Source organism: Streptomyces sp. NPDC104381, assembly GCF_055583745.1.
In genome coordinates, this window is record NZ_JBVJNK010000001.1 from 898,697 (window position 1) to 911,498 (window position 12,802).

Below are 12,802 nucleotides of genomic sequence, written 5' to 3' on the forward strand. Positions count from 1 at the left end.
CCGCCCGGAGCCGAACTCGCCCGCTCCGCTGCCAGGATGGGCCCATGAGCAACGGGACGAGCGAACCGCCGGACGACCTGCTGGACGACCCGGCACGGCTCCTGGCCACCGAACGCACAGCGGTCCGGGCACACCTCGGGAACACGGCCCCCGGACACCACCCGGGCCGCGACGTGTTCCAGCAGGCCGAGGCGATATTCGGCGGCGCGGAGGTGAGCCGCGCCGAATTCGCGGCATGGCTGCACTTCGCCGCCACCATGCTCGGACACGAGACCTACGCCCGCCGGATCGCCGCCGCCGAACCCGGCATGCCCTGGCGGACCGTATGGGCCTGGTGGCGCCCGGTGGGCCGGTACACCGCCCACCCCAACCTCACCCACCGCAAAGCCCTGGGTCTGCAGACACACAACGGCCGCCGGCTCCTGAGAGTCGAAGCGGCCTGGGAGAACACCTGGCTCGACCTCGAAACAGGGGAAAAGGCACCGGCCCCACCGCAGGAGGACTGCCGCCCCCTCCCCACCCCACCCGACGGGACACCCCGCCTGGACGACCTGGAGCTGTACGCACCCGAGAGCTGGACCCACGCCACCCCGCTCGTGGCCCCCGACGGCCGCACGCGCTACCTCGTCGCCGACACCTGCGGCCTGGCCCTCCTGGAAGCCGACCCGGACGTACTCCGCGCCTGGCCACGCGACTTCCTCGACCACGACTCCGCGGAGCACGGCACCCCCGGGGAGCTACCGGCCCACCCCGCACCCACCGGCCCGCTCACCGCCCGGCGCGTCGACGAGGCCTTCGCCCCCGTCGACGTCCTCCGCATCCCCGGACCCGAACTGCCCGCCACCCTCGAACACCCCGCCGGCCGCCGCCACCTGCGGGACATCGGACTGCCGGCCCGGTGGGCCTGCGGCTGGGCGACCTTCACGCCCTGCCGCGCCGAGGACATGACCCCCCAGGACGCGGCCACCACAGCCGGAGTGGCCCTCCCGGACGGCACCGAAGCGGCCGACCTCCTGGCCCTGGGCACGAGCCGCCTCGGCGACCTCCATCTGCACCGGCGCGACGGCAGCGTCCACCTCGTCCACGCCGCCGAGTGCGTCCGGCTCTCCCCGGACCTCGACCACTTCACCCGCGTCCTCGAAGGCGTACGCCGCTACATGGACGCCTGCTGGCACCCACGCCCGGACGAGGACCCGAAGAACGACTTCCTCGCCGAGATGGACGCACTCGCACCGGGCACGGTCGACTCCCGCAGCCCCAGCGGAACCCTGTGGCAGCACTTCATGGCCGGCATCACAGACCTGGACGAAGACGGATTCTGACCGCCGCCCGCACGAGGACGGGCCGCCCGCACGAAGGCGGGCCGCCCTCCCGAGGACGCGGGGAGAACGGCCCACCACACACCACCAGGTGAAAACCCGGTCAGAACACCGGCACGCCGTCCCGCGTCAGACGCCAGTCCACCGACGCGAACTCCGCCGGGTCCACCGACCCCTTCGCCTGCACCCACCCGATGATCGTGTTCCGGATCTCGTCCGAATTCGCCCACAACTGCTTGGCGCCCGGAACATGCGGGAAGTTACCGCCACCACTGGCCCGGTAGTTGTTCACCGCGAACACGAACTGCGCCGCCGGATCCACCGGCGCACCCTCGAACGACAGACCCACGATCCGCGAGCCCGCCGGCTTCGCGATATCGATGTCGTACGTCACGCCCGACACCACGTCGTAGTTGTAATCCGGAATGTTCTCCGCATTCGTCAGCTTCGACGTGTCCACCGGCCCGCCCGCGGCCGTCTGCACGTAGTACCGCGCCGAGAACTCCAGGTAGTCCTTCAGCTGGGCGCCCGTCAGAAGCCGCGCCTCCAGCGTGTTCTCGAACGGATACAGCCCCGCCGCGTCCTTGATCGTCACCTCACCCGCGGGGATCGACGCCGTACGCGAGAAGCACGCCGCCTGCGACAGCACCGGCAGCTCCGCGTACTCGCCGCCCGCCAGCGCCTCCTTCACCGTCTCCGCCTGCACCAGATTGATCAGGTCGATGACCGGCTCGTCCTTCCAGGGCGCCTCCGCCGTCGTCATCGCCGCCACCGAGGTGCCGATCACCTGATTGACGTACGCCACCACCTTCGTGTGCTCGTCCCCGAGCAACGACGTGATCCGCGGGTCCTCCGCCACCGTGTTCGAGTTCAGCACCGAGGCACCGACCTTCTCGACCACCCAACGGCCCTTCTCCCACACCAGATCGAAGTCGAACAGCGTCAGCCGCTGCCCCCACTTCAACGGCTCCGAGAGGACTACCTTCTTCCCCGTCTCCTTGTTCGTCACGAAGTACTCGGGAATCTCCGAGTGCGCGTGACCCACCAGGATCGCGTCGATCCCCGGCACCTGCTCGGCCACCAGCCCCGCCGCGTTCTCGATGTACGGCAACTGGTCCCCGTACGACGACGTACCCGACGAACCCGAATGCGCCGAGACGATCACCACGTCCGCACCCATCGAACGAAGCTTCGGCACCCACTTCGCCGCCTGCTCCTCGAGGCCCGGGAACACCATCTTCCCGCCGACATTCGCCTTGTCCCAGATCGCGATACCCGGATTCGTCAGCCCCAGCACCGCAACCCGCACATCACGGCCGTGCGGCGTACGCACCCGCTTGATCACATACGGAGCGAACGCCGGCCGCAACGTCTTGGCGTCCAGCGCATTCGCGCCCAGCAGCGGGAAATCACACTGCTCCTCGAACTTCCGCAACACCGGAATGCCGTAGTTGAACTCGTGATTCCCGAGCGCGGCCGCGTCATATCCGATCTTGTTCATCGCCTGCGCCATCGGATGCACCGGACCGCGCTTCGCCGTGATCGGATCGATCTTCGCGTAGTAGTACGACAACTGGGTGCCCTGGATCGTGTCACCCGCATCGATCAGCAGCGTGTTCCGGCGGCCCCGGTCCTCACGGATTTGGTTCACCAGCGTCGAGATCTTCGCCAGGCCGACGTCGTTGTGCGCCGAGTCGTCGAACTCCTTGTCCGTGAAGTAGTCCCAGTTGAAGACGTTGCCGTGCAGGTCCGTCGTCCCCATCACCGTGAACGAGTACCGCTTCGACGGACGCCCGTGACCGTGCCCCTTCGACTCCGAGGCCGCCGCGGACCCCGCGCCGACGACCCCTCCCGCCAGCGCCACACCCGCACCGGCGACAGCCGAACGGCCCAGAAACGTCCTACGGTTCAACGGCATCCTTGACTCCTCGTTCGAGCGAACAACGCGCGTAGATTCTGGCCCAGCCACCCCCGCCCGCAACACCCCCAACAGGTTTCGATCTGGTGACCAGCGGCTTCGCCCCCAGCCGCACCGGCCACCGGCCGGCCACCGACCGCCCCGCCGGGACGCCCGCACGCACGCTCATCGGAGCGGCCCGCCGCACAATTCAACACTTGTCAATAACCTTTTACCGAAAGGCTGTTGGACAGTCATGCAGGGACAATTACCTACCCGCAGGTAAGGTCTAGGCTCGAACCATGCGCCGAGCAAAAATCGTTTGTACCCTGGGACCCGCAACCGACACATACGAGCAGATCAAGGCACTCGTCGAAGCGGGAATGGACATCGCCCGCCTCAACCTCAGCCACGGCACCTACGCCGAACACGAAGAGCGCTACCGCCATGTGCGCAAGGCGTCCGAGGAAACCGGCCGCAGCGTAGGAATCCTCGCCGACCTTCAAGGCCCGAAGATCCGCCTCGGTCGCTTCGCCGAAGGCCCCGTACTCCTTGAACGCGGCGACGACTTCACCATCACCGTCGAACCCATGGAAGGTGACCGCACCACCTGCGGAACCACCTACGACGGCCTCGCCTCCGACGTCACCGCCGGCGAGCGCATCCTCATCGACGACGGCCGCGTCACCCTCGAGGTCACCGGGGTGGACGGGCCCCGCGTCCGCACCACCGTCATCGAAGGCGGCATGGTCTCCGACCACAAGGGACTCAACCTCCCGGGCGTCGCCGTCTCCGTCCCCGCCCTCTCCGAGAAGGACATCGACGACCTCCGCTGGGCCCTGCGCACCGGCGCCGACGTCATCGCCCTCTCCTTCGTGCGCACCGGACGCGACATCGACGACGTCCACCGCGTCATGGACGAGGAGGGGCGCCGCCTCCCCGTCATCGCCAAGGTCGAGAAGCCCCAGGCCGTCGACAACATCGACGACATCGTCGCCGCCTTCGACGGCATCATGGTCGCCCGCGGCGACCTCGGCGTCGAAATGCCCCTGGAGCAGGTCCCGATCGTCCAGAAGCGCGCCGTCAAGCTCGCCAAGCGCAACGCCAAGCCGGTCATCGTCGCCACCCAGATGCTCGACTCGATGATCGACAACTCCCGCCCGACCCGCGCCGAAGCATCCGACGTCGCCAACGCCGTCATCGACGGCACGGACGCCGTGATGCTCTCCGGCGAGACCAGCGTCGGCAAGTACCCCGTCGAGACCGTCCGCACCATGGCCCGCATCGTCGAGGCGGCCGAGGAGGACATCCTGGCCAAGGGCCTCCCGCCCCTCACCGACCGCAACAAGCCCCGCACCCAGGGCGGCGCGGTCGCCCGCGCGGCAGCCGAGATGGGCGACTTCCTCGGCGCGAAGTTCCTGGTGGCCTTCACCCAGAGCGGCGACACGGTCAAGCGCCTCTCCCGCTACCGCTCCCCGATCCCGCTCCTCGCCTTCACCCCGGACACGGCCACCCGCGCGCAGCTGAACCTGACGTGGGGCGTGGAGACGTTCCTGGGCCCGCACGTGGACTCGACGGACGCGATGGTGGCCCAGGTGGACGAGGAGCTGCTGCGGATCGGCCGCTGCAAGAAGGGCGACATCGTGGTCATCACGGCCGGGTCCCCGCCGGGGGTCGCGGGCTCGACGAACCTGGTGCGAGTGCACCACATCGGCGAGGACGACAGCCCGAAGTGACGGTCGTCAGTACTTCGGCCCGACGTGAGCGTCCATGAGGGCGACGGACGCCCGTCGGGCTACTATCACTCGACCTTGGAATCTAAGGAAAGTACCCCGAGTCGGACTCGAACCGACACTGTATGGGTTTTGAATCCATTGTCTCTAACCAATTGGACTACCGGGGCGCGATGAATCGAAGGTTTACTTCGACCCGCCGATGATCCAGCTTATCGTAGCTAGGTAGGCTCTTGGGAGCAGCACCCCTGTCTTGACCAAGGAGCCCCGTGACCACCCCCGAGTCGCCCCAGCCCGTAGACGCCGTCGACGACGACAAGTCGCACGTCCCGCCGCTGACGACCCGCGTCGTCATCGCCGAGGACGAGGCGCTCATCCGCCTCGACCTCAAAGAGATGCTGGAGGAAGAGGGCTACTCGGTCGTCGGCGAGGCCGGGGACGGGCAGCAGGCCGTCGAGCTGGCGCGGGAGCACCGGCCGGACCTCGTGATCCTCGATGTGAAGATGCCGGTCCTCGACGGGATCTCCGCCGCCGAGAAGATCACCGAGGAGTCCATCGCCCCGGTCCTGATGCTGACGGCGTTCTCGCAGCGGGATCTGGTCGAGCGGGCCCGGGACGCCGGTGCGATGGCGTACCTCGTGAAGCCGTTCAGCAAGAGCGACGTGGTGCCGGCCATCGAGATGGCCGTGTCCCGGTTCGCGGAGCTGAAGGCGCTGGAGAGCGAGATCGCGGACCTCTCGCAGCGGCTGGAGACCCGGAAGCTGGTGGACCGGGCGAAGAGCATCCTGCAGACGGACTACGGGCTCTCCGAGCCGGCGGCGTTCCGCTGGATCCAGAAGACGTCGATGGACCGCCGGATGTCGATGCAGCAGCTGGCCGAGGCGCTGATCGAGGACGCCGAGGAGAAGAAGAAGTCGGCCGAGTAGTCCCGTACGCGCGTATGGAGAAGGGCCCGCCCCCGGAGCGTTCCGGGGGCGGGCCCTTCCCGTGTGCGGAGCGGGTGCTCAGTCCTCGCCGAGGTAGGCCTTGCGGACCGACTCGTCGTGGAGCAGGTCGGCGCCGGTGCCGGAGAGGACGACCTTGCCGACCTCCATGACGTGGCCCTGGTCCGCGAGGGAGAGGGCGGCCTGGGCGTTCTGCTCGACGAGCAGGATCGTGGTGCCCGCCGCCTTGAGCTCGACGATGGTCTCCATGATCTTCTGCATCATGATCGGCGAGAGTCCCATGGAGGGCTCGTCCAGCATGAGCAGCTTGGGCTGGGACATGAGCGCGCGCCCCATGGCGAGCATCTGCTGCTCGCCTCCGGAGAGGGTTCCGGCGGCCTGCTTCCGGCGTTCCCCGAGGATGGGGAAGAGGTCGTAGGCGCGCTGGACGTCCTTCTCGATGCCTGCCTTGTCGTTGCGGAGGTAGGCGCCGAGGAGGAGGTTCTCGGCGATCGTCAGCCGGGGGAAGATGTGGCGTCCCTCGGGGGAGTGGGCGATGCCCAGGGAGACGATCTTGTGTGCCGGGATGCCGGTCAGCGGCTTGCCCTCGAAGAGGATGCGGCCGCCGGCCGGCTTGAGGAGGCCGGAGAGGGTGCGCAGGGTGGTGGTCTTGCCCGCGCCGTTGGTGCCGATGAGGGTGACGACCTGGCCGGCTTCGACGGTGAAGGAGATCCCCTTGACGGCTTCGATCTTGCCGTAGGCGACGCGGAGGTCTTCGACCTCGAGCAGTGCGGTCATCGGGTGTCCTCCTCCTCGGTGGTGGTGGCGGTGGTGGGTTCGGTCCTGCCGGCGCCCGTGCCCGCTGCCGCCGTGGCTTCGGCGGCCTCGACCTCGGCGGCTTCCTCGGCGCCGGGGGCGCCTTCGAAGGGGGTGCCGAGGTAGGCGGCGACGACGCGTTCGTCGCCCTGGACGACGGGGGCGGTGCCCTCGATGAGTTTCTCGCCCTGGACGAGGACGGCGACGCGGTCGCAGAGGTTGAAGATGAACCGCATGTCGTGCTCGATGACGAGGATCGCGATGCCCTGGTCCCGGATCGCGAAGATGAGCTCTTCGGTGACGCGGGTTTCCTGGGGGTTCATGCCGGCGGTGGGCTCGTCCAGGAGGAGGAGGCCGGGGTCGCTGGCGAGGGCGCGGGCGATCTCCAGCTTGCGCTGGTCCCCGTAGGGGAGGTTGCGCGCGAGGTGGTCGGCCTTGTCGGCGAGGCCGATGAACTCGAGGAGTTCCATGCAGCGTTCGCGGCTGGCGTTCTCCGCCTTCTTGTAGCCGGGGAGGCGCAGGAGGGCGGACCAGAGGCCTTCCTTGGTCCTGGTGTGGCGTCCGACGAGGACGTTCTCCAGGACGGTCATGTTGGCGAAGAGCCGGATGTTCTGGAAGGTACGGGCGATGCCTGCCTGGGTGACGAGGTGGGGCTTGGGCGGCAGGACGGTGCCCTTGTAGCTGACCTTGCCCTCGGTGGGGACGTACAGGCCGGTGAGGCAGTTGAAGAAGGTGGTCTTGCCGGCGCCGTTGGGTCCGATGAGTCCGACGATCTCGCCCGCGTTGACGGTGAGGTCGACACCTCGTACGGCGGTGAGGCCGCCGAAGCGCATGGTGACGCCGCTGGCGTCGAGGACGGTGGTGCCGGTGGGTGCGTCTGTCTTGGTCATGGTGGTCACGCCCCCGCCTTCGTGGTGCCGGCGGCTGTGTCGGTGAGTGGTGTGTCCGGTGGTACGTCGAGTTGGCCGGTCTCGTGGAACTCCAGCTGCTTCCGGCGGTCGGCGACGAGCCCTTCGGGACGGAAGCGCATCAGGAGGATGAGCGCGAGTCCGAAGAGGAAGAGCTGGTAGTCCTGCATGAACTGCAGCTTGGCCGGGATCAGGTAGAGCAGTGCGGCGCCGACGAGGGGGCCGCTGAGGGTTCCCATGCCGCCGAGGACGACGGCGGCGAGGAGGAACACGGAGTTCGGGGGTACGGACCCGGCGAACTGGTACTGCTCGGGGGTGACCGTGTAGGAGACGTGCGCCTGCACGGTTCCGGCGAGGCCGGCGAGGGTGGCGCCGAGGGCGAAGGCGAGCAGCTTGAGCCGGAAGGCGTTGATGCCCATGGCGGTGGCCGCGGTCTCGTCCTCGCGGATGGCGACCCAGGCGCGTCCGATGCGGGATTCCCCGGAGCGTCGGAAGACGAGGACGACGACGGCGGTGAAGAGGAGCATCAGCAGGTAGTAGTTGGCGGACCTGCCGAGGGTGAAGCCGCCGAGGTCGTGGCTGAGTCCGAAGTCGAAGCCGAGGAGCTTGAGGTCGGGGATGCTGGGGATGCCCTGGGAGCCGTTGGTCAGGTCGGGGCCGCTGACGCCGTTGAGGGCGTTGACGGTGAGGCGGAAGATCTCTCCGAACCCGAGGGTGACGATGGCGAGGTAGTCGCCGCGGAGGCGGAGCGTCGGGGCGCCGATGACGACGCCGAAGACGAGGGAGACCGCGGCTCCGGTGAGGACGGCGGCCCAGAAGGGGAACTGGACGCCGACGGGGGACAGCGGGCTGCCGGAGACGAGTGCCGCGGCGTAGGCGCCGACGCCGAGGAAGGCGACGTAGCCGAGGTCGAGGAGGCCGGCGAGGCCGACGACGACGTTGAGGCCGAGTGCGACGGTCGCGAAGATGAGGATGTTGGCGCCGATGAGGGCGTATTCCTCGTTCTGCTGGGTGAAGGGGAAGCAGAAGGCGGCGACGAGTGCGGCGCACAGGGTGACGTTGCGGTGCTTGGAGGTCAGCGCGGTGACGCGGGCGACGAGTCCGGCCCGGGTGAGTGCGGTGAATCCGAAGCCGACGGCGATGACGTAGCCGATGAAGAGTTCGGCGTACTCGGTGTCGATGCCGTAGGTGAAGACGTAGAGCGCGACGCCGAAGGCCCCGGCGATGATGAGGATCTCGGCCCAGGCGGGCAGTGCCTTGGCGCGGGCGGGTGCCGGTGCGCGGAGGCTGCCGAGGAATCGGTTGAGTGCGCTCGGGGTGGTGGTGTCGTCGAGGGGCTGGTCGTTGGGGAGGCCGAGGGCGGCGACGGTGGCGACGAGTGCGCCGACGAGGCTGACCCAGGCTCCCGGTTCGAGTTCGACCAGTCCGAGGAGGTTGTCGTTGCCGTCCTTGGTGACGATGACGGCGACGACGGTGTAGGCGGTGGTGAGCAGGGTCCCGATGGCGAGGAGCCGGGTGGGACTGTTGGTGCCGCCGGGGGTGAGCCAGCGCAGGCCCTTGATCCCGTACCCGGAGAGGGCGAACAGGAGGGTGAGTGCCGCGCTGATGAGGGTGAGGACCTGGAGTCCGCCGGGGTATCCGGTGACGGTGAGGTCGCCGGGGAAGGTGTCGGTGTAGGTCCAGGCGAGGAAGGTGCCGATGAGGGCGAGCGCGGCGCCGGCGGTGGTGGCGGCGCGGGCTGCCGCGGTGGGCAGGGGGAGCAGGGCGGTGTTGGTGGTCATGGATATCACGCCCTGTCCGCGACGCGTTCGCCCAGCAGGCCTTGCGGGCGTATGAGGAGGACGAGGATGAGGAGCACGAAGGCCCACACGTCCTTCCAGGCGCCGCCGCCGAAGAGCTCCATGCCGGGTACGTCGCTCATGTAACCGGTGGCGAGTGCTTCGGCGACGCCGAGGACGACTCCGCCGAGCATGGCGCCGTAGATGTTGCCGATGCCGCCGAGGACGGCCGCCGTGAAGGCCTTGAGGCCCATGATGAAGCCCATGCGGAAGCCGATCTGGCCGTTCTTGAGCCCGTAGGCGACGGCGGCGACGGCGGCGAACGCGGCACCGATGGCGAAGGCCATGACGATGATGCGGTCGGTGTTGATGCCCATGAGCTTGGCGGTGTCGGGGTCCTGGGAGGTCGCCTGCATGCCGCGGCCTGCGCGTGTCTTGGAGACGAAGAGGCCGAGCGCGAGCATGCAGATGGGTGCGGCGATGAGGACGAAGAGGTCACCGCGCTGGATGTGGGCGCCGAAGATGTCGATCGCTTCGCCCTTGAACTGGGGGAAGGAGCGGTCCTTGGTGGCGTCGGGGTACCACATCCATACGGCCTGCTGGAGTGCGAGGGAGAGGCCGATGGCGGTGATGAGGGGGGCGAGGCGTGGTGCCGTGCGCAGTGGCCGGTAGGCGAAGCGTTCGGCGGCGACGCTGATGGCGACGGAGCAGATGACTCCGCCGGCGATCATGAGGGGTATCGCGGCGAGGAGGGAGAATCCGGACGGAAGCCCGAGGTAGACCGTGAGGGCTCCGAAGCCCCCGATCATGAAGATCTCGCCGTGTGCGAAGTTGATGAGCTGGATGATTCCGTAGACCATCGTGTAACCGATCGCGATGAGACCGTACATCGCGCCGAGGATGAGTCCATTGGCCAGCTGTTGCGGCAGTTCGTGCACCGCCGGGCCTCCGTGGAGTGGTTCGGATATGGCACCGCGCGGGAGCGCTCGTAGCGCTCCCGCGCGGTCTTGTGTGAGTGCGCTGTGACCGTGGGGTCCGTGGTGGACCTAGGGCCTCTCGTTTGGACGAAAGACCTACTTGACGGCCTCGCTGAGCTTGGAGGCCCACTTGCCGCTGGTGACCTGGTAGGCGGTCATCATGGTGTTGGTGGTGTCGCCGTACTCGTCGAAGGAGACGGGGCCGGTGACACCGTCGAACTTGACCTGGGCCATGGCGTCGAGGACCTTGGCGCGCGCGTCGTCGGGGAGCTTGCCGTCGTTGTCGGCGACGACGGCCTTGACGGCCTCGATGATGGACCAGGTGGCGTCGTAGGTGCCGCCGCCGTAGGCCTCGTAGGCGTCCTTGTATCCGGCCGTCTTGTAGTCGGCGATGAACTTCTTCGCCGAGTCGAGCTCCTCGACGGGCTTGCCGACGGAGGTCGCGATGTCGCCTTCGGCCTTCTTGTTGAGGCTGATGAAGTCGGCGCTGTACATGCCGTCGCCGCCCATGAGCGGGATCTGGACGCTGTCCTTGAGCTGCTGGCTCAGGGGGGCGCCGGCGGGGTACTCACCGCCGTAGTAGACGGCCTTGGCGCCGGAGCGCTTGACCTTGGTGACGACGGAGTTGAAGTCGCGGTCGTCGGGGTTGATGTGGTCGGTTCCGACGATCTTGCCACCGAGCTCGGTGAAGGTCGTCTTGAAGGAGGCGGCGAGGCCGGCGCCGTAGGGCTTCTGGTCGTCGATCAGGTACACCTCCTTGACCTTGGCGTTGTCGAAGAGGTACTTCGCGGCGAAGGCGCCCTGGATCGCGTCCGTGGTGGCGGTGCGGAAGTAGGTCTTGAACGGGCGCTTCTTGTCGCCGGTCTTCCAGTTGTTGCCCTGGGTCAGCTCGGTGCCGGTGTTGGCGGGGGAGACCTGGGTGAGGGTGGCGTCGTTGAGCGGCTTCTGCATCGACTGGGAGACGCCGGAGTTCAGGGGGCCGACGACGCCGAGGAGGTCCTTGTTGCCGATGAACTTCTGGGCGTTCTGCTGGCCGACGGAGGGCTGGGCCTGGTCGTCGAGCGCCTGGAGCTCGAAGGTGATGCCGGGGACGGTCTTGTCCTTGTTGGCGGTCTTGACGGCGAGGTCGGCGGAGTTCTTGATGCCGAGGCCGAGGGCGGAGAGGTCGCCGGTCAGGGGTGCGTCGACACCGATGACGACGGTCTGGGTGTCGCCGCCGCCGCTGCTCTTGGAGTCGTCGTCGCGCGATCCGCAGGCGGTGAGCGTGAGTGCGCCTGTGGTGAGCACTGTGGTGAGTATGAGCAAAGAACGGTGTCGCACGAAAGGTCCTTTCCCTGGCGCGGCCTCCTCTGCTGAGGTGCCGTGACGATCGCCGGGCCGTACTGGTCGATACAGGGCCGTGCAGCAGACGCGCCCGGCGGCGCGGTGACTGGCCGTGACTCTAAGGGCAGGTGAGGGGGTGCGGGATGGGTCCGGTGATGATGTGACTGTCTTGTTATGCCGTGGGGAAGGCTTGTTGGCCGCAGTGTGGAGGTGTACGGCATTTGCCCGGGCGGCGGAGTGACCGCATGGTGAGAACCCGCAGCTCTGCTAAGGGGCTTGGGGTGATCTTGGTGCTGTCGCCCGAATCGGGGCGGAAGGGGCGCGGCGGAGTGCCGGCGGGTGGCGCGGGGGCGGGGTGCGCGACGTTTTTCGTGTATTGCACACATGTTACGCAGTGTTACATCTGTGGGATGTGTGTGAGGCGCTCCGGGGGTGTGCGGCCCTTGAAGTGGGTCATGGAACGGGCTTGGCGGTCAAGGGTGTTGACCCTGCGTGTTCGTCAACTTCCGGCCATGGGCCCGGATATGGCTCTGCCCGGTCCGGAATGCGGTGCGCGTTCCGGACCGGGCAGGGGCGTGTCGGGGCGGGCGGTCAGCCCGCGGCGGGTCCAGGGGTGTCGCGGAGGAGGCAGGTGAGGCGGGCGGTGCAGACGCGCTTGTCGTGCTCGTCGGTGATGACGATCTCGTACGTGGCGGTCGAGCGGCCGCGGTGCACGGGGGTGGCGACGCCGGTGACGAGGCCGCTGCGGACGCCGCGGTGGTGGGTGCAGTTCAGGTCGACGCCGACGGCGAGCTTGGCGGCGCCGCCGTGGAGCATGGAGCCGATGGAGCCGAGGGTCTCGGCGAGGACGGCGGAGGCGCCGCCGTGGAGCAGTCCGTAGGGCTGGGTGTTGCCCTCGACGGGCATGGTGCCCACGACGCGGTCGGCGGAGGCCTCGACGATGGTGACGCCCATGCGCTCGCCGAGGTGGCCGGCGGAGAAGAGTGCGGGGAGGTCGACGCCGAGTGCCGCGTACTCGTCGATGATCTCCTGGGGGAACGTGGGGGTGGTGTGCTCGCCCATGGGGTCCGGCTCCGATCGTGTGCGTTCGTCCGTTGCTGTGTGCACTGTTCTTATCAGACGGCTGAG

The 12,802-nt window shown here is 68.2% G+C and carries 10 protein-coding genes and 1 tRNA gene; 3 read left to right on the forward strand and 8 right to left on the reverse strand.

Annotation, left to right across the window (positions count from 1 at the left end):
- The first annotated feature begins 44 nt into the window (after nt 1-44).
- A complete protein-coding gene (locus ACZ607_RS04035) occupies nt 45-1,322 on the forward strand; it encodes an SUKH-4 family immunity protein (protein WP_469731445.1) in 1,278 nt (425 codons plus the stop codon).
- Between the two features lie 100 nt (nt 1,323-1,422).
- On the opposite strand, the gene ACZ607_RS04040 is transcribed toward ACZ607_RS04035, so the two are convergent.
- Nucleotides 1,423-3,237, reverse strand: a complete 1,815-nt coding sequence (locus ACZ607_RS04040) for a bifunctional metallophosphatase/5'-nucleotidase (protein ID WP_469731854.1) — start codon at nt 3,235-3,237, stop codon at nt 1,423-1,425.
- 281 nt (nt 3,238-3,518) lie between these two features.
- On the opposite strand from ACZ607_RS04040, the gene pyk reads away from it, so the two are divergent.
- Nucleotides 3,519-4,952, forward strand: coding sequence for a pyruvate kinase (gene pyk / locus ACZ607_RS04045; protein WP_469731447.1), 1,434 nt, complete (start codon nt 3,519-3,521; stop codon nt 4,950-4,952).
- 92 nt (nt 4,953-5,044) lie between these two features.
- Here pyk and ACZ607_RS04050 read toward each other — a convergent pair.
- Nucleotides 5,045-5,119, reverse strand: a tRNA-Leu gene (locus ACZ607_RS04050).
- A 99-nt stretch (nt 5,120-5,218) separates the two neighbouring features.
- Here ACZ607_RS04050 and ACZ607_RS04055 point away from each other — a divergent pair.
- Nucleotides 5,219-5,875: an ANTAR domain-containing response regulator gene (locus ACZ607_RS04055; protein WP_351280279.1), complete on the forward strand. Its 657-nt coding sequence runs from the start codon at nt 5,219-5,221 to the stop codon at nt 5,873-5,875.
- A gap of 78 nt (nt 5,876-5,953) precedes the next feature.
- On the opposite strand, the gene ACZ607_RS04060 is transcribed toward ACZ607_RS04055, so the two are convergent.
- The 6 genes from ACZ607_RS04060 to ACZ607_RS04085 form a co-directional block, all read right to left on the reverse strand.
- Complete coding sequence (locus ACZ607_RS04060; protein ID WP_469731448.1) at nt 5,954-6,670, reverse strand: ABC transporter ATP-binding protein; 717 nt, start codon at nt 6,668-6,670, stop codon at nt 5,954-5,956.
- Complete coding sequence (locus ACZ607_RS04065) at nt 6,667-7,578, reverse strand: ABC transporter ATP-binding protein (protein ID WP_469731449.1); 912 nt, start codon at nt 7,576-7,578, stop codon at nt 6,667-6,669. Before ACZ607_RS04065 ends, ACZ607_RS04060 begins: the two co-directional genes overlap by 4 nt.
- A 5-nt stretch (nt 7,579-7,583) precedes the next feature.
- Nucleotides 7,584-9,377, reverse strand: coding sequence for a branched-chain amino acid ABC transporter permease (locus tag ACZ607_RS04070; RefSeq protein ID WP_469731451.1), 1,794 nt, complete (start codon nt 9,375-9,377; stop codon nt 7,584-7,586).
- 5 nt (nt 9,378-9,382) lie between these two features.
- Nucleotides 9,383-10,312: a branched-chain amino acid ABC transporter permease gene (locus ACZ607_RS04075; RefSeq protein WP_469731453.1), complete on the reverse strand. Its 930-nt coding sequence runs from the start codon at nt 10,310-10,312 to the stop codon at nt 9,383-9,385.
- Nucleotides 10,313-10,447: 135 nt separating this feature from the next.
- The gene (locus tag ACZ607_RS04080; RefSeq protein ID WP_469731856.1) at nt 10,448-11,656 is read right to left on the reverse strand and encodes a branched-chain amino acid ABC transporter substrate-binding protein; all 1,209 of its coding nucleotides are present in this window, start codon (nt 11,654-11,656) and stop codon (nt 10,448-10,450) included.
- Between the two features lie 609 nt (nt 11,657-12,265).
- The gene (locus tag ACZ607_RS04085; protein WP_469731455.1) at nt 12,266-12,736 is read right to left on the reverse strand and encodes a PaaI family thioesterase; all 471 of its coding nucleotides are present in this window, start codon (nt 12,734-12,736) and stop codon (nt 12,266-12,268) included.
- Nucleotides 12,737-12,802: the final 66 nt, after the last annotated feature.

Bases quoted from the DNA above. Each gene is read 5' to 3' on its own strand.
- ACZ607_RS04065 (WP_469731449.1), bottom strand. From the start codon at position 7,578: ATGACCAAGACAGACGCACCCACCGGCACCACCGTCCTCGACGCCAGC.
- pyk (WP_469731447.1), top strand. From the start codon at position 3,519: ATGCGCCGAGCAAAAATCGTTTGTACCCTGGGACCCGCAACCGACACA.
- ACZ607_RS04035 (WP_469731445.1), top strand. From the start codon at position 45: ATGAGCAACGGGACGAGCGAACCGCCGGACGACCTGCTGGACGACCCG.
- ACZ607_RS04070 (WP_469731451.1), bottom strand. From the start codon at position 9,377: ATGACCACCAACACCGCCCTGCTCCCCCTGCCCACCGCGGCAGCCCGC.
- ACZ607_RS04060 (WP_469731448.1), bottom strand. From the start codon at position 6,670: ATGACCGCACTGCTCGAGGTCGAAGACCTCCGCGTCGCCTACGGCAAG.
- ACZ607_RS04040 (WP_469731854.1), bottom strand. From the start codon at position 3,237: ATGCCGTTGAACCGTAGGACGTTTCTGGGCCGTTCGGCTGTCGCCGGT.
- ACZ607_RS04085 (WP_469731455.1), bottom strand. From the start codon at position 12,736: ATGGGCGAGCACACCACCCCCACGTTCCCCCAGGAGATCATCGACGAG.